This is a genomic window from Streptomyces sp. 378, assembly GCF_030124145.1.
Classification (GTDB): Bacteria; Actinomycetota; Actinomycetes; order Streptomycetales; family Streptomycetaceae; genus Streptomyces.
Genome location: NZ_JASKMS010000008.1, coordinates 35,022 through 59,291 on the forward strand (window position 1 = coordinate 35,022; position 24,270 = coordinate 59,291).

Consider the following 24,270-nt stretch of genomic DNA (forward strand, 5'->3'; position numbering starts at 1 on the left):
CACGGATCCGGTGGGACGAGGAGAGTTGTAGACCTGCGTCTCCGTCAACGTCAAGGCCCCGCAACGGAGTTGTGAGCCGGCTGAGCCTTTCACGGCATCGGTGACTCACCTGCGGCGCAGAATCGACACTCTTTGTTCACACTTCCCTTGACCCTTGATGTAACCGCCGGTAACTTCCTCGATGGCTACTGCGGCGTAACCAGAAAGCCCTTGCAACCGCCGGGAGTTGCGGGGGATGTGCGTACGCCGTCGATGTCCGCGCCAGGGCAATGGGCCACCGACGTCCCGATCCGCACCCACCCGCACCTGGAGCAGACATGACCTCCTCCGCCGAACACACCCCCGAGAGAGCCGACGGCGCCGCCGCCCCGGACACCGGCAGCGACGCTCCCGCGCGACGCGGGCGGGTCCGGGCACGCCGGGCCGCGGTGATGGCGGTGCCGGCCACCCTGGTCGCCGCCGGCCTCGCGGTCCTCACCGCCGAAGGGGCGCTGGGCGTCCAGTTCGCCATCTCCGGCATGCCGTTCACGGTCACCGCGACCGAGCTGAACGGCACCGGCTTCGCGCAGTTCGGCGGCCTGGACGAGATGGCCGAGGGCAGCCCCAACGCGGGTGACACCGGCGGTCAGGTGCTGGTCGTCACGTCCGTGATCAAGAACGCGTCCCTCACCAAGCTGTGCCAGAGCGTGGACCTGGGCGGCACGAACCTGGTCATCAGGGCGGGTGAAGGGGCGCAGAAGGTCACCGCCAGCGATCTGACGACCGACTCCACCGAGCTGACCGGTGACGCGGCGTTCAACAACATCGAGATCGGCAACGACGCCAGCACGCTCGACAAGGCCGGGCCGAAGGGCCGCGGACCCAAGGGCGTGTTCAGCCAGCAGTCCGACACGGTGCACATCGCCAACCTGCGGCAGACCAACTACGCCACGACGGCCGGCGTCTTCAAACTGCCCGGACTGAAGCTGGGCTTCAGCGGATCGGGTTGCTGATGCCGCGCGGTCCGCGCGAGGGGTTCCGGCCCGCCTTCGGGCAGTGGCGGGCCGGCCGGCCGTTCTGGGGCGGGCTGCTGCTCGCCCTGGGCGGCGCGGAGGTCCTGCTCACCCTGAAGGCGTCGCTGGACGTCATCCTGCACGTCGGCATGCAGGGCCTGGCCGGCTACCTGCTCCCGGCCGTGATGCTGCTGTGTGGCGTGCTGATCCTCGTCAACCCCGCTCAGCGCCTGTTCTACTCGGTCGTCGGGGTGCTGGTCTCCCTGGGCACCTGGCTGACCTCCAACCTGGGCGGCTTCTTCGTCGGCCTGCTCCTGGGCGTGGCCGGCAGCTGCCTCGCCTTCGGCTGGCTCCCGGACCAGGAACCCCGCGTCAGCCGCAGGCAGCGCCGGAAGGAGGCCCGGGCGGCGAAGACCGCGGCCCCGGCGCCGGTGGGGCAGCCCTGAGTCCTGTGGTGAAGCGGCTCCCGGCACGCGGGGCCCGCCGCGCTACCGGCCCTGTCCGGCGGTCACCGGCGTGGCGGCCCGGGGCTGCTCCCGGGGCCACGCCGCAACCGCCCTCCCTCTTCAGGACCCTGGCCTCGCTCTGGAGGATCCGCATGGTGCGGCCCGGCGATCGGGCCGGGTCCGGCAGCGTGTTCTCGCCGTAGACGGCCGGCCTGTGCGGGCGCCCCGAGCCGGAGCCGGTCGCGGTGGCGGTGATCGCGAGCGGAGGCCCGGCGCCGCCCCAGTCCACGGGGCGGCCGAACCGCACGGACGGTACGGAAAGCCGAGGTGAGAGCTACCCCCGGCGCCGTTGTTCGACCCGTCGGACAGATCATCACGATGCGGCACCATCAACTCACTGCATGTGCGCGCTCACTTGACGACCGGTGGTCACACACGGTTGGCTCCGGGCCAGCGAGAGTCATCCGGCCGTGCACACCCTGCGGCCTTTCTGCACTCTCACCCTGCTCTTGCTCGGCCGCACAGCGAGGTCCGCCCCTCATGAACACTCCTCCCCCGCCGCACACCTCCGTGAGACGCACGCGACTCGCGGCCCTGGCGTCCGCCCTGTGCCTGCTGGTGTCCGGCTGCTCCCCCTTCGGCGCGGCCGACGACGGGCCGGACACGGCGGACGGGCCGGGCGGCGGGATGAAGGTCACCCTGGTGACGCACGGCGGCGAGGGCGACGCCTTCTGGGATCTGGTGCGCAGGGGCGCCGAGGTGGCGGCGGCCAAGGACGGTGTCGACCTGACGTACGTCAGCGACGCCGACCCGGCCGCCCAGGCCGACCTGATGCGGGAGGCGGTCCGCGACAAGGCCGACGGCATCGCGGTGACCCTGGCCAAGCCGGCGGCGATGCGCGGCCCGGTCGCCCAGGCCAAGGCGGCCGGCATCCCCGTCGTGGGGCTCAACTCCGGTATCGACGCCTGGCGCCCGGCCGGGCTCCTGCAGTACTTCGGTCAGGACGAGTCCGTCGCGGGCCGGGCCGTCGGCGACAAGCTGGACGGCCTCAAGGCCGAACACGCCCTGTGCGTGGTGCACGAGCGGGGCAACGTGGCGCTGGAGGCCCGCTGCGCCGGTGTGCGCAAGACGTTCCGCGGCGCCACCGACAACCTGTACGTGGACGGCAGTGACATGAACGCGGTGACCGCCGCGATCGCGGCCCGGCTGCGGCAGGACTCGAGCATCGACGAAGTCGTCACGCTGGGCGCCCAGTACGGGCTCAGCGCCGTCAAGGCGGTGCGGCAGGCCGGCAGCAAGGCCCAGGTCGCCACCTTCGACCTCGACAAGGACCTGGTCAAGGCGGTCCAGAGCGGCCAGGTGCAGTTCGCCGTGGACCAGCAGCCGTATCTGCAGGGTTATCTCGCGGTGGACGCCCTGTGGCTGTACCGGACCAACGGCAACGTCAGCGGCGGCGGGACGGCGCCGGTGCTCACCGGTCCCGCCTTCGTGACCAGGTCGAACGTGTCCGTCGTGGCGCGGTTCGCAGCCGCCGGGACCCGGTGACCGGAACTTCCTGTGACGGTGTCGCCAAAGATTCGGTCAGGCCCGGCCCGTACGTCCACTTGTACGGATAACATCCTGCGCATCCCATGTGCCATGCCCGGGAAGGCACCACACCTGCGCCCGTCCCCCACACCCCCCGACCCCTCCCCGTTCCCCACCCGCCGCTGATCGCCCCTAGGACGACGATGTCTCGACGGACAGGTACCCGGCGCCGTCTCGGTTCCATACGCCTCTCCCTGGTGCTCCTGGCCCTCGTGCCCGGCGTCACCCTCGCCGCCATGTGGGGCGTGACGACGATCCAGATGTTCTCGGAGGGCCTCCGGCTGCGCGACCAGACGGACCTCAGCCGGTCGACCGGCGCCATGGGCACCGACGCGACGCTCGCGCTGCAGCGGGAGCGCAGTCTGTCGGCCGCGTGGCTGGCCTCGCCGAAGGGCTCCCGGACCGCCCTCGACGCGCAGCGCGAGGAGACCGACAAGGCGGTCGCCAAGCTGGTCGGGCAGGCGGACGCGATCGAGAAGGCGCCCTCCCGCATATCCGACCGGCTGTACTCGGTGCTGGGCTCGGTGGGCAGCCTGGAGTACTACCGGGACCAGGTGGACGACCCGACCGACATCACCGCGCAGCAGGCGCTGGACCAGTACTCCTCGATCATCGACGACCAGATCCACGCCTTCCAGGAGCTGTCCCAGGTCGACGACGGCGACCTCACCTCGCAGGCCGGCCCGCTGATCGGTCTCGAGCACGCGGCGGAGCTGGTCTCCCAGGAGGACGCGCAGCTGACCCTGGCCTGGCCGTCCGGGCATCTGGACGACGAGGCGTGGACGCGGTTCACGGAGTTGGTGAACACACGGCGCTGGCTGGTCCAGGACCAGGTCGTGCCGCAGCTGACGGGCGAGGCGAAGACACAGACGGAGCGCATCCTGGCCGGTCCGCAGTGGCAGACGCTGCAGTCCGTCGAGGACCAGGTGCTGGCGGCCCGCCACTCCGGCGCCTCCGCCGACCGGATCGCCCTGCCGGACGCGCGGCAGCGGTGGAACACCGCCATGGACAAGCTGTCCGAGGAGTACGCGGGCCTCATCCAGCAGCAGACGGCGGGGCTGCTGGAGCGCAGTGCCGAGAAGGCGGACGCCCTGCTGCTCAAGGCGGCGCTGCTGAGTGCCGGCGGGCTGCTCGCGCTGCTGGTGTGCGTGGGCATGTCCTGGCGGATCACCCGTTCGCTGTCCCGGCGGCTGCGCGGCCTGCGCCGGGCCGCCGTCAGCCTCGCACAGGAGCGGCTGCCCGACGTGGTGGCGCGGCTGGAGCGGGGTGAGACGGTCGATCCGGAGTCGGCGACGACCGAGCTCGACTACGGTCACGACGAACTCGGCCAGGTCGCCCGCGCGTTCAACACCGCGCAGCGCACGGCCGTGCACACCGCCGTCGAACTCGCCGACACCCGGCGCGGCTTCCAGAAGATCATCCTGGGTATCGCGCGGCAGAGCCAGAACCTGGTCAACCTCCAGCTGAGCAAACTCGACACGCTGGAGCGTGAGCACACCGACCCCGACATCCTCAAGGGTCTGTACGAACTCGACTCCACCGCCAGCCAGTTGCGCCGCTACGAGGAGAACCTCGTCATCATCAGCGGCGAACGGCCCGGCCGCAGCTGGACCGAGCCGGTCGCGCTGATGGACATCCTGCGCAGCGCGGTCGGGGAGGTCGCCGAGTACCAGCGGGTGGACGTGCTCACCGAGGAGGAGGTGTACGTCGCGCCGCCCGCGGTGGCGGACGTCATCCATCTGCTGGCCGAGCTCATCGACAACGCGACCGCGTACTCCCCCGCCCCGAGCCCCGTCACGGTGCGGGCCGGGATGGTGGCCAGGGGCCTGGCCGTCGAGGTGGAGGACCGCGGCCTCGGCATGTCGGAGGAGGACTACGCGTCCTTCAACGAACAGCTCGCCGTACCCCCGAAGTTCGACGTGGTGGCGCTCGCCGACGACCTGCGCCTCGGCATGTTCGTGATCGCCCAGCTGGCCCACCGGCACGGCATCGCCGTCACCCTGCGCATGTCGCCGTACGGCGGGACCACGGCGATCGTGCTGATACCGCACGAGATCGTGGTGCGGGAGATCGCGGACGGCGGGGCGCAGCGGGCAGGGACCGCCTCGGACGGAGCCGGGGTCGACGGCCTCGCGGTCCCGGCCGGCGGTGCGAAGAACGGTGGCACCCCTGAGGGCACACCGGTGGCGGAAGGACGGGGTGCGATGGACGCCGAGCCGAGTCAGGCGCCGCAGCGCTCCGACACTCCCGGGGCCGCCGGGGCCGCCTGTGAGCCCCGTCCCCTCGTCACGGCCCGCACCGCCTCCACCGCCCCGTCCGCCACGCGCGAGGTCGTCCCCCGCCGGGACGGTCTCGCCCCGCTCCCCCGCAGGGTGCCGCAGACCAGCCTGGTGGAGGAGCTGCGCGAGGAGGCGGCGCCCGCCGGTGACGACGGTTCCCTCGACGACTTCACCGCGGAGGCCGCCGCGTCCTCCCTGGCCGGTTTCCAGCGCGGCACGCTCCGGGCCCGTGACGACGACGCCGAGCCGCCGTACGACGTGGAAGCGGCCGCGGCACCCGGGCAGGCCGCCGCCGGTCCCGTCCCCCCGACTCCGCCCGCCGACCGCTGACGAAGGACACCGCAATGACACGCCCCATCCCCGCCACGCACACCCAGCTCGACCAGCTGCTGACCGGACTCGTGGAGCGGGTCGCCGACGTGAACCAGGCGGTGGTGCTCTCCGAGGACGGCCTGGTGGTCAGCAAGTCCACCGGATTCCTGCGCGACGACGCCGAGCGGCTCGCGGCGACCGCGTCCGGGCTGATGAGCCTCAGCAAGGGCGTCAGCATGGACTTCCGGGGCGGTCCGGTGCGCCAGGCGCTCATCGAGATGGCCAACGGCTATCTGATCCTGACCTCCGCCGGTCCCGGCGCACATCTGGTCGTGCTGACCGGGCCCGGCGCGGACGTCGGAGTGGTGGCCTACCAGATGAACATGCTGGTGAAGAAGATCGGCGAGCACCTGAGCGCCGCACCGCGGGGCGTGGCCGGCCCCGTCGTCGACCCCGGCGTGTGAGGTGGGCGGAGGTGATGCGGCGGGCCGGCTCGTCAGGCCGTTCGCTCTGACCGGTGGCCGGACCCGGCCCAGCCGCGCCGACTTCACGCTCATCTCGACGGTCACGGCGGTCGATCCGCAGCCCGCCTCGGCCGCACGGTGCCAGCCCGAGCACACCCGGATCCTGCGGCTGTGCGCCGAGCCGCTCGCCGTGGCGGAGTTGGCCGCCCGGCTCGACCTGCCGGTGAGCGTGGTCGTCATCCTGCTCTGCGATCTGCTGGAGGCGGGCCGGATCACCGTCCGCCCACCGCGCCTCGTTTCCCGCACCACTCCGGACCTGGACCTGCTGCAGAAAGTGAGGGACGGCCTTGGCCGGCTCTGACCTTGCCACTGACGCGTCTTCGGCACCCGACACGGTCAAGATCCTCATCGCCGGGGGCTTCGGCGTGGGCAAGACCACCATGGTCGGGTCGGTCAGCGAGATCGTCCCGCTGCGCACCGAGGAACCCCTGACCGTAGCCGGTCTGGACGTCGACGATCTCGACGGCATCGAGGAGAAGCGGGCCACCACCGTGGCCCTGGACTTCGGCCGGATCACCATCAGCCGGGAGCTGGTGCTGTACCTGTTCGGCACCCCCGGGCAGCAGCGGTTCTGGTTCATGTGGAACGACCTGGCGCTCGGCGCGCTGGGGGCGGTGGTCCTGGTCGACGTCCGCAGACCGGAGTCCAGTTTCGCCGCGATCGACTTCTTCGAGCGCCGGGGCATCCCGTTCGTCGTCGGGGTCAACGGCTTCCACGGCGAGCACCCGTATCCGCCCGAGGACATCCGGGAGGCGCTCGCGGTGCCCGATCACGTGCGGGTGCTGTTGTGCGACGCCCGGGACCGGGAGTCGTGCCGTGACGTACTGATCGCCCTGATCGACCAGTTGATCGCGTCGGCGGTGCAGGCCTGAGGCGGAACGGTTCAGCTCCGGCCGGGAGCGGCGCCCGGCCACTCGGTGTACGGCACCGGGCGGCCCGTGAACGCGTCCAGGACGATGCGGTCGCCGACCGGCCGGTCCAGCTTCACCGTCACCCTCTCGCCGAGCAGTTCGGTGGTGCAGGGACCGTCCTCGGCGCCCGTCACGGCGGCGGACAGCACCACGCTGCCCTCGGTCTCGTGAGCCGACACGACGGGGCCGTCGTCGCAGGAGCCGTGCTGCGCCACGACGGTGACGGACCGGCCGTCCCGCGCCACCGTCGTCAGGCCGCCGAGCGGTGCGAGCACATCGGTGGGCACGTCCGGCCGGAGCGGCCCGATGGGCGGCTCCGGCGGTGCGGAGGGGCTCACCGCGGCGCTCTTCAGCGGACCGGCGTAGCCCTCCAGGGTGAACAGCCAGGCCGGGACGGTCGTCGGCCCGCGGGCGGTGAGCACCGTCATGCTCCCCAACTCGGCCCGGGTGACCGTCAGCCGGGGGCCGGGGCCGCTGTTGCGGTCCAGGGTCCGGTAGACCCGGTCGGCCGCCATGAGGGGCCTGGTGAGCGAGCCCCCGTCCTGCCACGTCACCCGGCCGCTCTTGTCCCGGGCGGGGGGAAGCGGGGCCCGCAGGTCGAAGTTGCCGGTCACGTACGCGCGCCGGTCGTCGCCGCGCAGGCCCTCCGCGGGCGGTTGGACGACCGCCTCCACGGGGTGGTAGCCCTCGTGCCACCGGGCGGCCGCCCGGGAGCCGTCCCAGGCGTCGGCGACCCGGCGGGCGCGGTCGTCGTCCCGCGCCGGCGGGGTCGGCCGGCCGCCGTCGGCCTCCGCCTGGCCGCAGCCGGCGGCGGCACCGGCTCCGGTGACGGACAGGGCGAGGACGAGCAGAAGACGGGCGGTTCGTGTCCTGTCGGTACGCATGGCTCTCCCAGGGAGTCGCGGTGCCGGGGTGGTTCCCTCCCTGTGACGCCCGACCACCGGCCCGCGTTCGGTCCCCTGTGGATGTGGCCCGGCCCGTCATCCCCTCGTGACGGGCGGCCGGCTCAGGCCAGGCCGGCCGACTTCAGCCACGCCTTCGCCACGTCCAGCGGGTCCTTCTTCTGGAGCTGCACCTGCGCGTCGAGTTCCAGGAGCGTCTTCGTGTCCAGCTCGGCGGAGACCGCGTCGAGCGCGTCGACACCCTTCTGGGAGAGGCCGCTCTTGTTGACCAGCGGGGTCACGTTCGCGAACCCGAAGAGGTTCTCCGGGTCCTTCAGGACGACGAACTTCTCCTTCACGATGGTCGGGTCCGTGGTGAAGATGTCCGCGGCCTGGACGGTGTTCTGGGCCAGCGCCGCCTGGGTCAGCGGGCCGCCCGCGTCGAGCGCCTTGAAGGACTTGAACTCCAGGCCGTACACGGACTTCAGGCCCTTCAGCCCCTGCTGCCGGGTCTGGAACTCGGGCGAACCGCCGATCACCAGGTCCGGTGCCGCCTCCTTGAGGTCCGCGAGGGTGGACGAGGACGTGAGCTTGTACTTCTTCGCGGTCTCGGCGTTGACGGTGACCGAGTCCTTGTCCTCGGCGGGCGACGACTGAAGGATCGTCAGCTTCTTGTCGAGCTTGGCCTTGACGGCCGCGTTCACCGCCTCGGTGGACTTCTGCTCGGCCTCGGGGTCGAGGTAGGCCAGCAGCGAGCCGTTGTACTCCGGCAGCACGGTGACGGAGCCGTTCTTCATCAGGCCGTAGGACGTCTCACGGCTGCCGATGTTGTGCTTGTAGGTGACCTCCAGGCCCTTGGCCTTGAGTGCCTCGCCGTAGATGTCGGCGAGCAGGGTGCTCTCGGCGAAGTTGTTGGAGCCGACGACGACGGTGCCGGCCTTCGCCTTCTCGCCCGCCAGGGGGTTGTCCGAGGAGTCGCCGGACGAACAGCCCGCGAGCAGCGCCGCCGCGGCGGTGAGCGCGACGGCCGCCGCGCCGGTGTGCCTCGTCCTGGACCTGCTGCTCTTCGCGGTAGAAGTCATTCAACGATCCAATCCAGCCGCTTGATGATCAGTCAAGAGCGTCTTGGTCACGGTTTACCGGGCCGAGGCCGGGTCTCAGCGTCTGCGCACCCCCGGCGACACGGCCACCCGGCCCGCGACCCAGAACAGCGCCAGCGTGACGAGCGCCAGGACGGCGACCAGGGTGGCGCCGCCGACGACCTTCTCGTAGTCGCGCTGGTAGAGCCCGTCGACGATGTAGCGGCCGAGGCCGCCCAGGCTGACGTACGCGGCGATGGTGGCCGTCGAGACGATCTGGATGGCGGCCGAGCGCAGACCGCTGAGGATCAGCGGCAGCGCGACCGGCAGTTCGACCTGGAAGAGGATCCGCGACTCGTGCATGCCCATGCCGCGGGCGGCGTCCACCGGGGACGGGTCGACGGTGCGGACGGCCTCGTAGGTGGTCACCAGGATCGGCGGCACGGCGAGCACGACCAGGGGGATCATCACGGGCAGCAGGCCGAAGCCCATCAGGACGACGATCAGCACCAGCAGGCCGAAACTGGGCAGCGCGCGGGCGGCGGTGGCGATGAACGCGAGGGCGTTGCCGCCCCGCCCGGTGTGCCCGGTCAGCAGGCCGACGGGCAGGCCGATCGCGGCGGCGAGGACCAGAGCCAGGGCCGAGTACCGGACGTGTTCGAGCAGGCGTTGCGGGATGCCGTCGTAGCCGTGCCAGTGGGCGCTGTCGCTGAAGAAGGCGTGGACGAAGTTCAGTACGTTCACCGGGTCACGTCCTGGGGGGCGGGCAGCGGCTGCCGCGCTGTCTTGGAGCGCCTGCGGGTACCGCTGGGCATCCAGGGGGTCAGCGCGACGCGCAGCAGCACCAGCAGGGCGTCGCACAGGATGGCCAGGACGGCCGTGGTGATCACGGAGTTCACGGCCAGTTCGGGACGGTCGTACTTCTGCGCGGCGGCGAGCAGGTTGCCGAGGGCGCCCTGGTTGCCGATGAGGGTGCCGACGCTGACCAGGGAGATGCTGGAGACGGTGGCGACCCGCAGCCCGGCGATGATGGCGGGCACCGCGATGGGCAACTGCACCTGGAGGAAACGGCGTACGGGTCCGAACCCCATGGCGGTGGCCGCGGCCAGGGTCTCCTGGGGCACGGACCGCACCCCGTCGACGATGGCCGGGACGAGCACCACGAGGCTGTACACGGCCAGCGGGATCATCACGGTCAGCTCGGTCTGCCCGGTGTAGTCGATGAGGACCACGAAGAAGGCCAGCGACGGGACGGCGTACAGGATGGTGGTGGCGCCGAGCACGGGCGGGTACAGCCAGCGGAACCGGACGCAGAGCTGGGCGAGCGGCAGCGCGAGCAGCAGCCCGGCGAGCACCGGCAGCAGGGCCTCGCGCAGATGCAGTCCGATCAGTCCGGCGTAGCTGTGCTGGAGGTCGCTCGGGATGTCGAAGAAGCCGTTCACGACGCGACCTTGGCCTCGTCGGCCCGGCCGGCGGCGTGGGCGCCGCGGATCGCCTCACCGATGGTCGCTTGCGAGACCACGCCGGTCACCCGCCCGGTGTCGTCCACGGCGACGGCCCACCCGGCCGGGGAGAGCACGGCGCAGTCCAGGGCGACCCGCAGGGAGTCGGTGCCGGGGACGAACGGCCGTCCGTGCGGCAGGAGCCGGCCGGGGTCGAGGTCGCCGGCGGTCAGGTCGTGCGGCTCGGCCCAGCCGAGGGGCCTTCCCTGGGCGTCGGTGACGAGCAGCCAGGGGGCGTCGGGGGCGGCGATCTGCTCGGCGGTGGCGTCCACCGGGATCACCGGGCCGGTGGTCAGGGGGAGTTCGACGGAGGGGAAGAACGACAGCCGCCGGATGCCGCGGTCGGCCCCGAGGAAGTCCTCGACGAAGGCGTCGGCGGGGTTGGACAGCAGCTCGGCGGGGGGTGCGTACTGGGCGAGGTGACCGCCTTCGCGCAGCACGGCGACCATGGTGCCGAGTTTGATCGCCTCGTCGATGTCGTGGGTGACGAAGACGATGGTCTTGCCCAACTCGTCCTGGATGCGCAGCAGTTCGTCCTGGAGTCCCTTGCGTACGACCGGGTCGACCGCCGAGAACGGCTCGTCCATGAGCAGCACGGGCGGGTCGGCGGCGAGCGCCCGGGCCACGCCGACGCGCTGCTGCTGGCCGCCGGACAGCTGGTACGGGTACCGCTTGGCGAGCGCGGCGTCGAGGCCCACGCGCTCCATCAGCTCGGCCGCCCGCGCGCGTGCCTTCTGCTTGCCCCAGCCGAGCACGCGGGGCACGGTGGCGATGTTGTCGATGATCGTGCGGTGCTGGAAGAGACCGGCGTTCTGGATGACGTAACCCATCGACCGGCGCAGGCCGGTGACGGGCCGGCGCTGGATGTCCTCGCCGTCGAGGAGGATCGTTCCCTCGCTCGGTTCGACCATCCGGTTGATCATCCGCAGGGTGGTGGTCTTGCCGCAGCCCGAGGGTCCGACGAGGACGGTGATCGAGCGGTCGGGTATCTCGAGGGAGAGCCGGTCGACAGCCACCGTCCCGTCCGGATAGCGCTTGGTGACTGAATCGATCCGTATCAAGGCGCCGGAGCCCTTCGGGTTGGCGGAAGCACTGGCCATGGTCGTACGGGCTGTTTCCGGACGAGTCTAGTGCCGCGGCGGGCGACGTTTGCCCGTCAGGCAGCGGCGTCCGGTGCGTGTTCTGGGGGTCCCCCCTGCTCGAAGAGCTTGGGGGAGTGCCGGGTGCAAGCCCTCGTACTGGGTGTACTTGGGCTTGTGCCCGGTGCGGCAGTGGGGGCCCCTCCCGTTCGAGCGAAGCCGAGAACGGGGGAGCGTGCCGGGCGTCGCGACGGGGCGAACGTTGCCTGCCGCGGCATTGGAGGGCGCCTTTCACCGGTCCGCGGGGCGTGCGCCCTCCACGGGCAGACGCACGGTGAACACCGTCGCTCCCGGTGCGCTGTCGACTTCGATGCGGCCGCCGTGGGCGCGGACCAGGGACTGGGCGACCGCCAGGCCGAGGCCGCTGCCGCCGCGGTCGCGGCTGCGGGCCTTGTCGACGCGGTAGAACCGGTCGAAGACGCGGGCCAGGTCGTCGGGCGGGATGCCCGGTCCGGTGTCGGCGACCCGCACCTCGGCCGCGCCGGGCGCGAGGGCCACCTCCACCGACACCTTCGTGCCGGCCGGGGTGTGCACGGCGGCGTTGGTCAGGAGGTTGTCGACGACCTGCCGGATGCGCAGCGGGTCCATCGGCAGCCGCACCGGGCCCGAGCCCACGACGACGGTCAGCGGATGGCCGGGGCGGCCCACTCGGAAGGCGTCCGCGGCCTGGCCCACCAGCTCCACCAGATCGGCGTCCCGCAGACACAGCGGCGTCTCCACCTCCGCCGCGTCCAGCCGGGCGAGCAGCAGCAGGTCGTCCAGGAGGACGCCCATGCGGGCGGCCTCGGCGCGCAGCCGGGCCAGGTGCCGGTCGCGTTCCTCGGGGGCGTTGGCGGCGGCGTACTGGAAGAGGTCGGCGTAACCGCGCACCGACATCAGCGGGGTGCGCAGTTCGTGCGAGGCGTCCGCGACGAAGCGGCGCAGCCGCTGCTCGGCCTCCGCGCGCACGGCGAGGGAGTCGTCGATGTGCTCCAGCATCGTGTTGAAGGCCGTGCGCAGTTCGTCCACCTCGGGCCCGCCGTCCCGGCCGTCGGCGCGCAGCGGCAGCCGCGCCGCCGACTCGGTCAGGTCGTGCGAGGCGATGCCGTGCGCGGTGGAGGCCATGTCGCTGAGCGGCTTCAGGCCGCGGCGCAGCATGCGGCGGCCGAAGACGACCAGCGCGAGCAGTGCGAGCGCGAAGGTGACGACCTGGATGGTGATCAGCTGACCGACGGTGTCCTCGATGTCCTCCAGGGGCGCGGCACTGACCAGGACCACACCGGGCTCGACCTCGCAGGCACGCAGCCGGTAGGAGCCGGCGCCCTTGAGGTGCTCGGTGCGCAGGAGTTCGGTGTGCGCGGCGGTCTGCGCCCGGGCCAGGGAGGTGAAGTCGTCGACGTCCTCCGGCAGATCGGCGGGGTCCTCGGGCCTGCGGAGCTCGGGCACGCCGTCCGACACGTCGTACACGGCGTAGAACCAGCTGTAGTACTTCTTGCCGGAGATGGTGCCGTAGTCCGCGATGCTCTTGGACTGGGCGATCTGGGCCTGCGCCAGCTGCGTGTCGAGCTGAGCGGAGAGATAGTCCCGCATGTACGTGGTCAGGGCCGTGCCGACGACGGCGAACACCACCAGGGACAGGGCGCCGAGGCCGAGGGCCAGCCGGGTGCCCAGCCGCATCCCGCGGTAGGCCCCTCGCAGCCGGGCGATCACCCGGCGGCCTGGCGCAGCACGTACCCGAATCCGCGCACGGTGTGGATGAGCGGCGCGCCGCCGTCGTCGGTCTCGTCCAGCTTGCGGCGCAGCCGGCTGACGACCAGCTCGACGACGTTGGAGCGGCCGCCGAAGCCGTACTCCCACACGTGGTCGAGGATCTGCGCCTTGGTGAGCACGGTGGGCGACTTGCGCATGAGGTAGCGCAGCACCTCGTACTCGGTCGGGGTCAGCGACAGTTGGCTGTCGCCACGCCGCACCTCACGGGTGTCCTCGTCCATCGTCAGGTCGCCGACCTGGAGCACGGACCGCTGGAAGCCGGGTCCGGCGCTGCGCCGCAGCACGGTCCGCAGCCGGGCCATCAGCTCTTCCACGGCGAACGGCTTGACCAGGTAGTCGTCGCCGCCCCGGGTGAGGCCGGCCACCCGGTCGGCGACGCCGTCGCGCGCGGTGAGGAACACCACCGGCACCATCGTTCCGGAGGCGCGCAGCCGGTCCAGGACACCGAAGCCGTCCACGCCGGGCAGCATCAGGTCGAGCACCACGATGTCCGGGTGGAACTCGGCGGCCCGCACCAGCGCGTCCTCGCCGGTGTACGCGGTGACCGCCTCCCAGCCCTCGTAGCGGGCGACGGTCGCGACGAGGTCGGCGATGGGCGGGTCGTCGTCGACGACGAGAAGTCGTACTTTTTCCACGGCCTCATAGTGCTGCACGCGTCCCGGGCCGCCATAGCCGCCCGCCCTCCCGTGGCGCGATCGATAAAAACTTGAAAGTTGAGCGACAGCTTCCCGACAGCTCCCCGGCGCCAGACTCGAATCCCAGGATCCGATCAAGGAGCTGCCGACCGTGACGACCCTCCAGCAACCTCCCGAGGCGACCCGCCCGGGCGTGCGGCCCAAAGTGGTGGGCCGCACCGGCCTGTACGCGGTGCTGCTGACGAACGCCGTCGTGGTGGCCGTCTTCTTCGCGCAGGCCGGTTTCGCCTCGAACGCGCTGATCGTGCTGGGCCGGCTGGCCGGGCTGTACGCGGCGCTGCTGATGGCGTTCCAGCTGCTGCTGGTGGCACGGCTGCCGTGGTTCGACCGGCGGATCGGCATGGACCGGCTGACGTCCTGGCACCGCTGGACGGGCTTCTCGGTGCTGTGGCTGCTGCTGGCGCACGCCGTGTTCATCGTGTTCGGCTATGCGCGGGCCTCGTCGCTGGACCCGGTGAACCAGCTGGTGGACCTCGCCGAGACGGTCGAGGGCGTGCTCCGGGCGATCGTCGCCCTGGCGGTCCTCATCGTGGTCGGCGCGGTCTCGGCCCGTTACGCCCGGCGTCGGCTGGCCTACGAGACCTGGCACTTCATCCACCTGTACACCTACGTGGCGGTGGTCCTGGCGTTCACCCACCAGGTCGCGGCCGGGACCACGTTCACCTCGTCACCGGCGGCGACGGCGTACTGGTACGGCGTGTGGGGCGTGGCCCTGGCCTCGGTGTTCGCCGGCCGGCTGGTGCTGCCGCTGTGGCGCAACCTGCGGCACCGGCTGCGGGTGACGGCGGTCGTCCCCGAGAACGACCAGGTGGTGTCGGTCTACGTCACCGGCCGCGACCTGGACCGGCTGCCCGCCCGGGCCGGGCAGTTCTTCCTGTGGCGGTTCCTGACGAAGGACCGCTGGTGGCAGGCGAACCCGTTCTCGCTGTCCGCCGCCCCCGACGGCCGTACGCTCCGCCTGACCGTCAAGCGGGCCGGTGACGGCAGCGCGGCCCTGCGACACCTCAAGGTCGGCACGCGCGTGTTCGCGGAGGGTCCCTACGGCGCCTTCACCGCCCTGCACCGCACCCGCCCGGACGCCGTGCTCATCGCCGGTGGCGTCGGTGTCACGCCGATCCGGGCCCTGCTGGAGGAACTGCACGGCCACGCGGTCGTGATCTACCGGGTCGCCACGGACCGGGACGCCGTCCTCCACGACGAACTGCGCGACCTCGCGCTCGCCAAGGGCGCCGAGCTGCACCTGGTCACGGGCCCGTCCGTGCCGGACCGGCTGGCGCCGCGGGAGCTGGCCCGGCTGGTGCCGGACATCGCCGGGCGGGACGTCTACCTGTGCGGTCCGCCGCCGATGATGAACGCGGTGCTCGGCAGCCTGCGCGAGCTGGGCGTGCCGTCGTCGCAGACCCACTTCGAACGCTTCAGCCTGGCCGGATGACGAGGAGACTGTCGTGAAGCGAGCCCTGCCCGTCCTCGTCCTGAGCGTCGCCGGCCTGGTCCCGGTCTGGCGCTACGCCCCGTCGCACGACACCGGGTCGTCGTCGGCCGCCGCACAGGCCGCGGCGCCGGCGTCGACGCCCTCGGTCTCGTCGTCCGCGGGGCCCGGCGGCACCACGACCACGGTCGCGTCGGGGCCCACCGTCGACACCGAGAAGGGACCGGTGCAGGTCCAGGTCACCTTCGAGGGCGACGAGATCACCTCGGTGCGGATGCTGCGGCAGCCGGACCATCCGCAGACCACGGCCGCCGTGCCGAAGCTGATCGCCGAGACCCTGGGGGCGCAGAGCGCCGACATCGACACGGTGTCCGGCGCCACGATCACCAGCGACGGCTACAAGGAGTCGCTCCAGGCCGCCATCGACGCGAGGGGCTGAGGGGCGTGCGCCGCGTCGAGCACGTGATGGGGTTCCCGGTGTCGGTGCGGATCGACGACGAGGACGTCCCCGAGGCAGCGGTGGACGGTTTGTTCGCCTGGCTGCGCGAGGTCGACGCGCGGTTCAGCCCGTTCCGCGAGGACAGCGAGGTGTCCCGGCTGGACCGGGGGGAGGTGCGCGAACCCGGCCCCGAGCTCCGCGCGGTCCTGGACCTGTGCGAGGAGTACCGGATCGCGACCGGGGGCGCCTTCGACGTCCGTCTGCCCGGCCGCGGCCTCGACCCCTGCGCCGTGGTGAAGGGCTGGTCGGTGCAGAAGGGAGCGGAGCTGCTGCGGGCGTCCGGGGCGCGGCGCTTCTGCCTCAACGCGGGCGGCGACGTGATCGCCTCCGGCGGCCCCTGGCGCGTCGGCGTACGGCACCCCGAGCACGCCGACCGGCTGTGCGCGGTGCTGGACGTCACGGACCGGGCGGTGGCGACCTCCGCCCGCTACGAACGCGGCGACCACATCCTCGACGGGCGCACCGGCCGCCCCGCGACCGGCCTGCTCAGCATGACCGTCGTGGCCCCGACCCTGACGGAGGCCGACACCGTCGCCACGGCCGCGTTCGCGCTGGGCGCGGAGGGCGTCGCCTGGGCGGCGGCCCGCGAGAACTGCGAGGTGTTCGCGGTGGACGCGGGGAGGCGGGTCCTGCGGAGCGCGGGGTTCCCGCGGGCGGCGGCCGATGGGATCGCGGCGTGAGCCGGCGGTCGGCTGCCGGGCAGATCTTTGCACGGCACCCCTCACCCGGAAGGAGTGCCGCGTCCGCTGAGCGGCGCCTCAGTCCTCCTCGGGGGCCAGGCGGTGCCGCGTCCGCTGAGCGGCGCCTCAGTCCTCCTCGGGGGCCAGGCGCAGCGCGATCGAGTTGATGCAGTACCGCTGGTCCGTGGGCGTGGGATACCCCTCGCCCGTGAACACGTGCCCGAGGTGCGAGCCGCACCGGGCGCACCGCACCTCGGTGCGCATCATGCCGTGCGAACGGTCCTCGATCAGCTCGACCGCGTCGGTGTCCTTCGGGTCGAAGAACGACGGCCAGCCGCAGTGGGACTCGAATTTCGTGTCCGAGGTGAACAGGTCCGCGCCACAGGCGCGACAGGAGTAGACGCCCCGGGTCTTGGTGTCGGTGTACTCACCGGTGAAGGCGGGTTCGGTGGCCGCCTGCCGCAGGACCGCGTACTCCCCCGGGGACAGCTCCGCGCGCCACTGCTCGTCCGGCTTCTCCACGTCGTACGGCATGAGCCTTCAGCCCCTCAGTTCGACAGACGGTCCAGGATCAGCGGGCCGAGGTCGGTGACATCGCCCGCTCCCATGGTGAGAACGAGATCCCCGGGCTTCGCCATTCCCGAGACGACCGACGCCACGTCCGCCTTGTCGTGCACGGGGGTCACGTCCGCGCCCGCGGCCCGGGCCGCCTCGATGATCAGCTCGCTCGTCACGCCCGGGATCGGGTCCTCACGGGCCGGATAGATGTCCAGCACGACCGAGGCGTCCGCGAGGGCGAGGGCCCGGCCCATCTCCTTGCCGAGCTCCTGCGTGCGGGAGAAGAGGTGCGGCTGGAAGACGACCAGGATCCGGGCGTCCCCGGCCGCCGCGCGCATGGCCTCCAGGTCGGCGGTCATCTCGGTGGGGTGGTGCGCGTAGGAGTCGATGACCTGCACGCCCGCGGCCTCGCCCTTCAGCTGGAGCCGCCGTTTCACGCCCGTGTACGCGGCGATCGCCGGGGCCAGCTCGGCCACCGGGACACCGAGCGCCACGCCCGCCGCCAGCGCGGCGACCGCGTTGTGCGCGTAGTGCCGGCCGGGCACGGAGACCGTGAAGGTCAGCTCCTCACCCTCCAGCACCACGGTGACCTCGCTCTTCAGCCCTTGCGGCACGACGGAGCGGACGCGCACGTCGGCGTCCTCGGACTCGCCGTACGTCACCACGGTCACGTCGCGGGCCCGGACGCGGCGCGTGAGCTCCCGGGCGCCCTCGTGGTCGGCGGCGATCACCAGCGTGCCACCCTCGGCGATCCGGTCCACGAACGTCTCGAACGACTCGTAGATCTCGTCCATGGACGCGTAGTTGGCGTGGTGGTCGAGCTCGACGTTGAGGACGATCGCGACCTCGGGCGCGTACTTGTGGAAGCTGCGGTCCGATTCGTCCGCCTCGGCGACGAAGATCTCGCCCTCGCCGTGCAGCGCGTTGGAGCCGGGCGCGTCCAGGTCGCCGCCGATCGCGTACGAGGGCTTCAGACCCAGTTCGCTCAGCGACACCGCCAGCATCGACGTGGTGGTCGTCTTGCCGTGGGTCCCGGCGACGGCGATCGGCCGCAGCCCGTCCATCAGCGCGGCGAGCGCGTCGGAGCGGTGCACGACGGGGATGCCCAGCTCGGCCGCGCGGGCCAGCTCGGGGTTGTCCTGCCGGATCGCCGACGACACGACCACACAGCTGGCGTCATCGGCGAGGTGCTCGGCGGCATGCCCGATGTGCACGGTCGCGCCCAGCGCCCGCAGCGCCTCGGCCGTGGCCGACTCCTTGGCGTCGCTGCCCGCCACGGCGGCCCCGCGCTGCGCCAGGATCTTCGCGATGCCCGACATTCCGGCCCCACCGATCCCGATGAAGTGCGGTCGGTCCATGGCGGGAGGAAGGCCGGCTGCCATGCGTGTGTCTCCAAGTTCGGGTGACGAGGGTGAGCGGGGCCAAGCCTATTGCGTGCGCGGGGCGGCCATGCCCATCAGGGGCGCGGGGAGCCGCGCGAGCAGCCATGAGCGGCCCGCGCCCGACGGACCTCACCGCCCGGCGTCACGCCTTGCTGTGCGAGAACAGCTTCAGCACCGGCACCCCCACCTTGTGCCGGGCCCGGGAGGCCCAGTCGCGGTGGAAGAACTCCTCCACGTAGTGGGGATCGGTCAGCACGATGACCTCGTCCGCCCCGGCCTCCTCCACCAGGGACTTCAGCGCGTCCAGCGGGTGATCCTCGATCAGCCGCCCCTCCGCCGCACTGCCCGAGGCGCGCAGCGCGGCGAGTGACACCTCCAGGGCCCGCTGCCCCACGGTCAGCGCCTCCTCGCCCTCCGGGGTCTCCCCCTCGCGGACGGCCTCGTCGAGCTCGCCGAGCGCCACGTCGTCGATGGCCCGCAGCAGGCGGTCCGCCTGCTCTCCGCGCGGCTGCAGCAGCACGTGGAAGGAGACCGGCTCCTCGCCGTGCAAGGTGGTGACGAACTCCACGTCGGCGGACGTCAGCGCCTTCTCGATCATCAATACGCTGGTGAACACCAGGCGCCCCTTCTGCTCCGGGGGCCCGTGGCCCCGCTCCTCCGCGGGCCGCGCAGGGCCCTGCGGAAACCATCCTGCCCCGTGTTCGCACGGGCATTGCCGGACCCAGTGTGCCCTCCGCAGACCAAACGGAATGGCACATTCCGCTGATGAGCGGACCGATGGCGACCCCGGCCCCGCTTCCGGACGGATCAGCCGGTGTGACTGTCCGACCGTCGACATCTTGTACCCCGCGACCGGCGGTTCAGTGCGTCAGGCACGCCCGTAGCGCGTGAACAGGAAACCGTCCTCCTCCAGGATCGACACCAGTTCGAAGCGGTGCGGGACCGTGACCGCCGGCCCTCCGGCGATGCGCTGCGCGTCGCCTGCCGTGAGCATCGGGGCGACGGTCAGGCACAGCTCGTCGAGCACACCGGCCGCGACCAGCTGGCCCAGCAGCCGCGGGCCGCCCTCGGTCAGCAACCGGGTGTGCCCGAGGTCGGCGAGGGCCCGGACGGCGCGGGCGGGATCGACGCCGATGCCGTCCCCCGCGGTCACCACCCTGGCGCCCGTCTTCTCCGCGGTGGCGACCCGGTCCGGGGCGGCCGCGGCGCCGGTGAGGATCAGGGTGGGCACCAGGGGCGAGGTGAACAGCGGAAGCGAGAAGTCCAGGTCGAGGCCGGCGGTGACCACCGCGATCGCGGGGGCGGGCCGCTGTCCGGCCGCCTCCCGCATCGCCGCGAAGTCCTCCCGCGCGCGGGCCGGCCGGTAGCCCTCCTTGCGCACCGTTTCGGCGCCGACGACCACGACGTCCGCGAGCGCCCGCAGGGTGCCGAAGATCCGCATGTCGGTGGCGCTGGAGATGGGCTGCGAACGGCCGTCGTGCTGGGCGGCCCCGTCCAGCGTGGACACCATGTTGGCGCGAAGCCACGGCACCGGACCTGCGGGCCCCGGCTCGGGATAGGCGTACGCGGCGGCCAGTTCGTCCAGGCTCCACTCCCGTCCGGCGTCCCCACCGGACCCGCCACCCGGGGCCGGAGCTGCTGTTTCATCGGTCACAGGGAACAGACGTCGCATGCCGTGCAGTGTTCCACGCCCCGTAGCATGGTGAACCGTGTCCTCTTCCCCCGTCCCCTCCGGAACCGGCCCCCTGACCGACCCGGCCTCGCTGTCCCTGTGCGCCCGTGAGCCGCGGGTGCCCGCGGACCGGCTGGTCGCCGAGATGGTGCCGCCGCCGCGGTTCGACTCCGTCCGCTTCAGTACGTACCTCCCCGACCCGAACCAGCCCAGCCAGACGGAGGCCGTCCGGGCCCTGGAGGCTTTCGCGGCGGGCCTCGGCTCCGAGGCGGCCACGGGCTCCGGCAAGCGGCGGCTGTTCGGTTTCGGCAAGGCGGCGAAGAAGGCCCCCGCCGGCCCGCGCGGCGTCTATCTCGACGGCGGTTACGGCGTCGGCAAGACCCACCTGCTCGCGTCCCTGTGGCACGCCACCCCGGCCGAGCCCGCGCTCAAGGCCTTCGGCACGTTCGTGGAGCTGACGAACCTGGTCGGCGCCCTCGGGTTCCAGCAGACGGTCCGGACGCTGTCCGGTCACCGCCTGCTGTGCATCGACGAGTTCGAGCTCGACGACCCGGGCGACACCGTCCTGGTCTCCACGCTCCTCGGCAGGCTCGTCGACGAGGGCGTGGCGCTGGCCGCCACCTCCAACACGCTGCCCGGCAAGCTCGGCGAGGGCAGGTTCGCCGCGGCCGACTTCCTGCGTGAGATCCAGGGACTGTCGGCCCACTTCCGCGCCCTGCGCATCGACGGCGAGGACTACCGCCACCGCGGCCTGCCCGAGGCGCCGCCGCCGTACTCCGACGAACAGGTGACGAAGGCGGCGCACACCACCGAGGGCGCTTCCCTCGACGCGTTCTCGCCCCTTCTGGAGCATCTCGCCCGGGTCCACCCCAGCCGGTACGGCGCTCTGACGGACGGGCTCAAGGCCGTGTGCCTCACCGGGGTGCGGCCGGTTCCCGACCAGTCGACGGCCCTCAGGCTCGTCGTCCTCGCGGACCGGCTCTACGACCGCGAGGTGCCCGTGCTGGCCTCGGGTCTGCCCTTCGACCGGTTGTTCAGCGACGAGATGCTGAACGGCGGCTACCGCAAGAAGTACTTCAGGGCCATATCCCGGCTCACCGCCCTCGCCCGTGACGCGGGCAAGCTGGTCGACTTCCGGTAACCAAGCCCCTTTACAGCGCCGACCGGGCGGTGGACAGGGCCTGTTCAAGCCATCCCATCTACGGTTTTCAGGCTCTCTTCAGCTGGAAACGTTAAGTTAACCCTGCAAACGATGTTGCAGGGTTAACGTGTTTCTTGACCAGTCATTGACCAAGTGTTGGTCAGCGCTGGACGTGTCAATCCGCTGAAGGGGGGCGCATGTTCCGAGGTACGACGGTGCGGACCGTGGTTTCGATCCTCGCCGCCGCCCTGCTCGCCCTCCAGTTCTTCGCACCGACCGTGTCCTTCGCATCCGCGCATACGCACAGTCAGGTCGAGGCCCACGTCCAGCCCGGTACGAAGCCCTCCGGAAAGTCCTCGCGCCCCGGACACAAGCATCCCGGGAAGGCTCTGCGCGACGAGACGGCGACCTGCCGCGCCGGACACCACGGGGACCCGACCGGTCCCCTGCGCACCCGCGACCGGTCCCACGCCGCAGACTCGGCGCCCACGGCCCCCGAGCGGCCGCTGCAGAGGCACATCCGGCCGGCGGCACCCGAAGCGGCCGGACCCGGCGCCGCGCACCACCGCACATCGAGATCCTCGACGTCGCACACCCCGGCGGCACTTCAGGTCTTTCGCTGCTGAGCAGCAGAGCAGTTCCCCCCCACCCTCTGTCATGCCCGTCCGACGCGCCCCCACTGCGCGCCAGGAGGATCACCACACTCATGCAACCCCTCATCGACAACGCCCGCACCTTCGGACAGCGCCCTGAGGAGTTCGCCCACCTCGCCGAGGGCCAGTCCCCCGACGTCCTGTTCATCACCTGCTCCGACTCCAGGGTCGTACCGGCCCTGATCACGGGCGCCCGTCCCGGCGAGCTCTTCGAGCTGCGCACCGCGGGCAACGTCGTTCCCCCGCACTCCTTCGAGCACCCCACATCGGAGGCGGCCACGATCGAGTACGCCGTGGAGGTCCTCGGCGTCAAGGAGATCGTGGTCTGCGGCCACTCGCACTGCGGCGCCGTGGGCGCGGTCGTACGCGGCGACGACCTCGCCGCCGTACCGGCGGTGCGCGACTGGCTGGCGCGCGCCGCCGACGCGCCCGAGTGCTCCGACCCGGCCGACCCGGCCGTCGCGGAGGCCGTACAGAACCACGCCCTCGCCCAGGTGCTGCGCCTGCGGTCCTACCCCTGCGTCGAGCGCCGGCTGGCCGAGGGCCGACTCGGCCTGCGCGCCTGGTTCTACGAGGTGCACACCGGAATCGTGCGCGAACACCGTGCGGACACCGACTCCTTCGAGAAGTTGTGAGGAACTCCATGACCAAGTTCCCGCATCTCAGGCAGGATTTCACCGCTTCGCTCGTCGTGTTCCTGGTCGCGCTCCCGCTGTGCGTGGGCGTGGCCGTCGCCTCCGGTGTCCCGGCCGAACTCGGCCTGGTCACCGGCATCGTGGGCGGCCTGGTCACCGGACTCCTGCCGGGCAGCAGCCTTCAGGTGTCCGGGCCGGCCGCCGGTCTGACCGTGCTCGTCTTCGAGGCCGTCCAGGAGTACGGACTGCCCGCGCTCGGCATCATCGTGCTGGCGGCCGGCCTGCTCCAGCTGATCATGGGCGCGCTGAAGCTCGGCCGCTGGTTCCGCGCGATATCCGTCTCGGTCGTCGAGGGCATGCTGGCCGGAATCGGTCTGGTACTCATCGCCGGTCAGCTGTACGCGACGGCCGGGCTGAAGGCACCCGCCTCCGGCATCGACAAGATCCTCGGCCTGCCCGGTGCCGCCGTCGACGCGGTCGGCAGCACGGCGGCGCTCACCTCCCTCGCGCTCGGCACGGCCACCATCGCGGTGATGGTGCTGTGGAAGAAGCTGCCCCAGCGGGCGCAGGCCGTTCCCGGCGCGCTCGCCGCGGTGATCCTGGCCATCGCGGCCACCGCCCTGTTCGACCTGCCGGTCGCCACCGTGGAGGTGAAGGGCCTGCTGGGCTCCATCCAGCCGCCCGGCCTGGACACCTTCGGCGGCGTCGGCATCGGCATCATCGGCACGATCATCGCCTTCACCCTGATCGCGTCCGCCGAGAGCCTCTTCAGCGCCGCGGCGGTGGACCGGCTGCACGACGGCCCGCGCACGCGGTACGACAAGGAACTGATGGCGCAGGGCGCGGGCAACACGCTCTGCGGTGTGCTCGGCGCTCTGCCGATGACCGCGGTCATCGTCCGCAGCTCCGCCAACGTCAGCGCTGGCGCGAAGACCAAGGCGTCCCGGGTGCTGCACGGGGTGTGGCTGCTGCTGTTCGCCGCGCTGCTGCCGGGCACGCTGGCCCTGATCCCGCTGCCCGCGCTCGCCGGCATCCTGGTCCACGCGGGCTTCAAGCTGATCCCCTTCCAGAAGATGGTCCCGCTGTGGAAGGAGCACCGGGGTGAGGCGCTCATCCTGGTCGTCACCGCGGTGTCGATCGTCGCGGTGAACATGTTCGAGGGTGTGCTCATCGGTCTGGCCCTGTCGGTCGTGAAGACCGCCTGGGAGGCCTCGCACATCAAGCTCGAGATCATCGACAAGGGCGCCGGCCCGATCCAGGCGTACCTGTCCGGCAACGCGACGTTCCTGCGGCTGCCGAAGATCCTCGGCGACCTGGAGGGCCTGCCGCAGGACCGCCCGGTCGAGCTGGACCTCTCGGGTCTGCACCACCTCGACCACGCCTGCCGAACGGCCCTGGAGAACTGGGCCGCACGCCACAGCGCGACGGGTATCGAGCCGGTGAAGGTCACGGAGGCCGTCGGGGCCCCGGCGGAGAAGCTCACCGCCGCCTGACGGGCGTCCGACCCACCCGTCCCTGGTCCGGG

At 71.9% G+C, this 24,270-nt stretch carries 25 protein-coding genes; 14 read left to right on the forward strand and 11 right to left on the reverse strand.

What is annotated here, in order from left to right:
* The first annotated feature begins 317 nt into the window (after window positions 1-317).
* The 7 genes from QNO09_RS13525 to QNO09_RS13555 all read left to right on the forward strand — a co-directional run bounded on the left by QNO09_RS13525 (window position 318) and on the right by QNO09_RS13555 (window position 7,012).
* Window positions 318-992, forward strand: a complete 675-nt coding sequence (locus QNO09_RS13525) for a DUF6230 family protein (RefSeq protein WP_283970392.1) — start codon at window positions 318-320, stop codon at window positions 990-992.
* Complete coding sequence (locus QNO09_RS13530; RefSeq protein WP_283970393.1) at window positions 992-1,438, forward strand: DUF6114 domain-containing protein; 447 nt, start codon at window positions 992-994, stop codon at window positions 1,436-1,438. Before QNO09_RS13525 ends, QNO09_RS13530 begins: the two co-directional genes overlap by 1 nt.
* Window positions 1,439-1,978: 540 nt before the next feature.
* Window positions 1,979-2,983 carry a substrate-binding domain-containing protein gene (locus QNO09_RS13535; protein WP_283970394.1) on the forward strand — a complete coding sequence of 335 codons (1,005 nt, stop codon included), beginning with the start codon at window positions 1,979-1,981 and terminating at the stop codon, window positions 2,981-2,983.
* 185 nt (window positions 2,984-3,168) lie between these two features.
* Entirely contained in the window at window positions 3,169-5,634 is a 2,466-nt protein-coding gene (locus QNO09_RS13540) for a sensor histidine kinase (RefSeq protein WP_283970395.1), read from the forward strand.
* 14 nt (window positions 5,635-5,648) lie between these two features.
* On the forward strand, window positions 5,649-6,080 hold the full coding sequence (locus tag QNO09_RS13545; protein WP_283970396.1) for a roadblock/LC7 domain-containing protein: 432 nt from the start codon (window positions 5,649-5,651) through the stop codon (window positions 6,078-6,080).
* Window position 6,081: 1 nt separating this feature from the next.
* The gene (locus tag QNO09_RS13550) at window positions 6,082-6,441 is read left to right on the forward strand and encodes a DUF742 domain-containing protein (protein ID WP_283970397.1); all 360 of its coding nucleotides are present in this window, start codon (window positions 6,082-6,084) and stop codon (window positions 6,439-6,441) included.
* Entirely contained in the window at window positions 6,428-7,012 is a 585-nt protein-coding gene (locus QNO09_RS13555; protein WP_283970398.1) for a GTP-binding protein, read from the forward strand. The genes QNO09_RS13550 and QNO09_RS13555 overlap by 14 nt, the downstream gene beginning before the upstream one ends.
* A gap of 11 nt (window positions 7,013-7,023) precedes the next feature.
* Here the strand turns inward: QNO09_RS13555 and QNO09_RS13560 are convergent, their stop codons facing one another.
* The 7 genes from QNO09_RS13560 to QNO09_RS13590 all read right to left on the reverse strand — a co-directional run bounded on the left by QNO09_RS13560 (window position 7,024) and on the right by QNO09_RS13590 (window position 14,036).
* On the reverse strand, window positions 7,024-7,935 hold the full coding sequence (locus QNO09_RS13560; protein ID WP_283970399.1) for a hypothetical protein: 912 nt from the start codon (window positions 7,933-7,935) through the stop codon (window positions 7,024-7,026).
* A 122-nt stretch (window positions 7,936-8,057) separates the two neighbouring features.
* Window positions 8,058-9,014, reverse strand: coding sequence for an ABC transporter substrate-binding protein (locus tag QNO09_RS13565; RefSeq protein WP_283970400.1), 957 nt, complete (start codon window positions 9,012-9,014; stop codon window positions 8,058-8,060).
* A gap of 75 nt (window positions 9,015-9,089) precedes the next feature.
* Window positions 9,090-9,755, reverse strand: coding sequence for an ABC transporter permease (locus QNO09_RS13570; protein ID WP_283970401.1), 666 nt, complete (start codon window positions 9,753-9,755; stop codon window positions 9,090-9,092).
* On the reverse strand, window positions 9,752-10,453 hold the full coding sequence (locus tag QNO09_RS13575; protein ID WP_283970402.1) for an ABC transporter permease: 702 nt from the start codon (window positions 10,451-10,453) through the stop codon (window positions 9,752-9,754). The genes QNO09_RS13570 and QNO09_RS13575 overlap by 4 nt, the downstream gene beginning before the upstream one ends.
* Complete coding sequence (locus QNO09_RS13580; RefSeq protein ID WP_283970586.1) at window positions 10,450-11,574, reverse strand: ABC transporter ATP-binding protein; 1,125 nt, start codon at window positions 11,572-11,574, stop codon at window positions 10,450-10,452. Before QNO09_RS13580 ends, QNO09_RS13575 begins: the two co-directional genes overlap by 4 nt.
* Window positions 11,575-11,883: 309 nt before the next feature.
* Window positions 11,884-13,341: a sensor histidine kinase gene (locus QNO09_RS13585; RefSeq protein ID WP_283970403.1), complete on the reverse strand. Its 1,458-nt coding sequence runs from the start codon at window positions 13,339-13,341 to the stop codon at window positions 11,884-11,886.
* Window positions 13,338-14,036 (reverse strand): response regulator transcription factor, encoded by a 699-nt coding sequence (locus QNO09_RS13590; protein WP_283970404.1) that lies wholly within the window; start codon window positions 14,034-14,036, stop codon window positions 13,338-13,340. The genes QNO09_RS13585 and QNO09_RS13590 overlap by 4 nt, the downstream gene beginning before the upstream one ends.
* 151 nt (window positions 14,037-14,187) lie before the next feature.
* Here QNO09_RS13590 and QNO09_RS13595 point away from each other — a divergent pair, with 151 nt between their 5' ends.
* From QNO09_RS13595 to QNO09_RS13605, 3 genes are read left to right on the forward strand one after another with little or no spacing between them, the layout of a single operon-like run.
* On the forward strand, window positions 14,188-15,528 hold the full coding sequence (locus tag QNO09_RS13595) for a ferredoxin reductase family protein (RefSeq protein ID WP_283970405.1): 1,341 nt from the start codon (window positions 14,188-14,190) through the stop codon (window positions 15,526-15,528).
* A gap of 13 nt (window positions 15,529-15,541) precedes the next feature.
* Window positions 15,542-15,964: an FMN-binding protein gene (locus QNO09_RS13600; protein ID WP_283970406.1), complete on the forward strand. Its 423-nt coding sequence runs from the start codon at window positions 15,542-15,544 to the stop codon at window positions 15,962-15,964.
* Window positions 15,965-15,969: 5 nt separating this feature from the next.
* Window positions 15,970-16,704 (forward strand): FAD:protein FMN transferase, encoded by a 735-nt coding sequence (locus QNO09_RS13605; protein WP_283970407.1) that lies wholly within the window; start codon window positions 15,970-15,972, stop codon window positions 16,702-16,704.
* Between the two features lie 126 nt (window positions 16,705-16,830).
* Here the strand turns inward: QNO09_RS13605 and msrB are convergent, their stop codons facing one another.
* From msrB to QNO09_RS13625, 4 genes are all read right to left on the reverse strand, one after another.
* Window positions 16,831-17,238 (reverse strand): peptide-methionine (R)-S-oxide reductase MsrB, encoded by a 408-nt coding sequence (gene msrB, locus QNO09_RS13610; protein ID WP_283970408.1) that lies wholly within the window; start codon window positions 17,236-17,238, stop codon window positions 16,831-16,833.
* A gap of 14 nt (window positions 17,239-17,252) precedes the next feature.
* Window positions 17,253-18,644: a UDP-N-acetylmuramate--L-alanine ligase gene (gene murC / locus QNO09_RS13615; protein WP_283970409.1), complete on the reverse strand. Its 1,392-nt coding sequence runs from the start codon at window positions 18,642-18,644 to the stop codon at window positions 17,253-17,255.
* A gap of 142 nt (window positions 18,645-18,786) precedes the next feature.
* Window positions 18,787-19,260, reverse strand: coding sequence for a beta/alpha barrel domain-containing protein (locus QNO09_RS13620; RefSeq protein WP_283970410.1), 474 nt, complete (start codon window positions 19,258-19,260; stop codon window positions 18,787-18,789).
* 252 nt (window positions 19,261-19,512) lie between these two features.
* Window positions 19,513-20,316, reverse strand: coding sequence for a pyrimidine reductase family protein (locus QNO09_RS13625; RefSeq protein WP_283970411.1), 804 nt, complete (start codon window positions 20,314-20,316; stop codon window positions 19,513-19,515).
* 37 nt (window positions 20,317-20,353) lie between these two features.
* On the opposite strand from QNO09_RS13625, the gene zapE reads away from it, so the two are divergent.
* From zapE to QNO09_RS13645, 4 genes are all read left to right on the forward strand, one after another.
* Window positions 20,354-21,457, forward strand: coding sequence for a cell division protein ZapE (gene zapE, locus QNO09_RS13630; RefSeq protein WP_283970412.1), 1,104 nt, complete (start codon window positions 20,354-20,356; stop codon window positions 21,455-21,457).
* Window positions 21,458-21,654: 197 nt separating this feature from the next.
* A complete protein-coding gene (locus QNO09_RS13635) occupies window positions 21,655-22,083 on the forward strand; it encodes a hypothetical protein (protein WP_283970413.1) in 429 nt (142 codons plus the stop codon).
* Between the two features lie 80 nt (window positions 22,084-22,163).
* Window positions 22,164-22,745: a carbonic anhydrase gene (locus QNO09_RS13640; protein ID WP_283970414.1), complete on the forward strand. Its 582-nt coding sequence runs from the start codon at window positions 22,164-22,166 to the stop codon at window positions 22,743-22,745.
* Window positions 22,746-22,753: 8 nt separating this feature from the next.
* Window positions 22,754-24,238: a SulP family inorganic anion transporter gene (locus tag QNO09_RS13645; RefSeq protein WP_283970415.1), complete on the forward strand. Its 1,485-nt coding sequence runs from the start codon at window positions 22,754-22,756 to the stop codon at window positions 24,236-24,238.
* Window positions 24,239-24,270: the final 32 nt, after the last annotated feature.

Bases quoted from the DNA above. Each gene is read 5' to 3' on its own strand.
- QNO09_RS13525 (WP_283970392.1), top strand. From the start codon at position 318: ATGACCTCCTCCGCCGAACACACCCCCGAGAGAGCCGACGGCGCCGCC.
- QNO09_RS13530 (WP_283970393.1), top strand. From the start codon at position 992: ATGCCGCGCGGTCCGCGCGAGGGGTTCCGGCCCGCCTTCGGGCAGTGG.
- QNO09_RS13535 (WP_283970394.1), top strand. From the start codon at position 1,979: ATGAACACTCCTCCCCCGCCGCACACCTCCGTGAGACGCACGCGACTC.
- QNO09_RS13540 (WP_283970395.1), top strand. From the start codon at position 3,169: ATGTCTCGACGGACAGGTACCCGGCGCCGTCTCGGTTCCATACGCCTC.
- QNO09_RS13545 (WP_283970396.1), top strand. From the start codon at position 5,649: ATGACACGCCCCATCCCCGCCACGCACACCCAGCTCGACCAGCTGCTG.
- QNO09_RS13560 (WP_283970399.1), bottom strand. From the start codon at position 7,935: ATGCGTACCGACAGGACACGAACCGCCCGTCTTCTGCTCGTCCTCGCC.
- QNO09_RS13565 (WP_283970400.1), bottom strand. From the start codon at position 9,014: ATGACTTCTACCGCGAAGAGCAGCAGGTCCAGGACGAGGCACACCGGC.
- msrB (WP_283970408.1), bottom strand. From the start codon at position 17,238: ATGCCGTACGACGTGGAGAAGCCGGACGAGCAGTGGCGCGCGGAGCTG.
- murC (WP_283970409.1), bottom strand. From the start codon at position 18,644: ATGGCAGCCGGCCTTCCTCCCGCCATGGACCGACCGCACTTCATCGGG.
- QNO09_RS13625 (WP_283970411.1), bottom strand. From the start codon at position 20,316: ATGCGACGTCTGTTCCCTGTGACCGATGAAACAGCAGCTCCGGCCCCG.
- QNO09_RS13635 (WP_283970413.1), top strand. From the start codon at position 21,655: ATGTTCCGAGGTACGACGGTGCGGACCGTGGTTTCGATCCTCGCCGCC.
- QNO09_RS13640 (WP_283970414.1), top strand. From the start codon at position 22,164: ATGCAACCCCTCATCGACAACGCCCGCACCTTCGGACAGCGCCCTGAG.
- QNO09_RS13645 (WP_283970415.1), top strand. From the start codon at position 22,754: ATGACCAAGTTCCCGCATCTCAGGCAGGATTTCACCGCTTCGCTCGTC.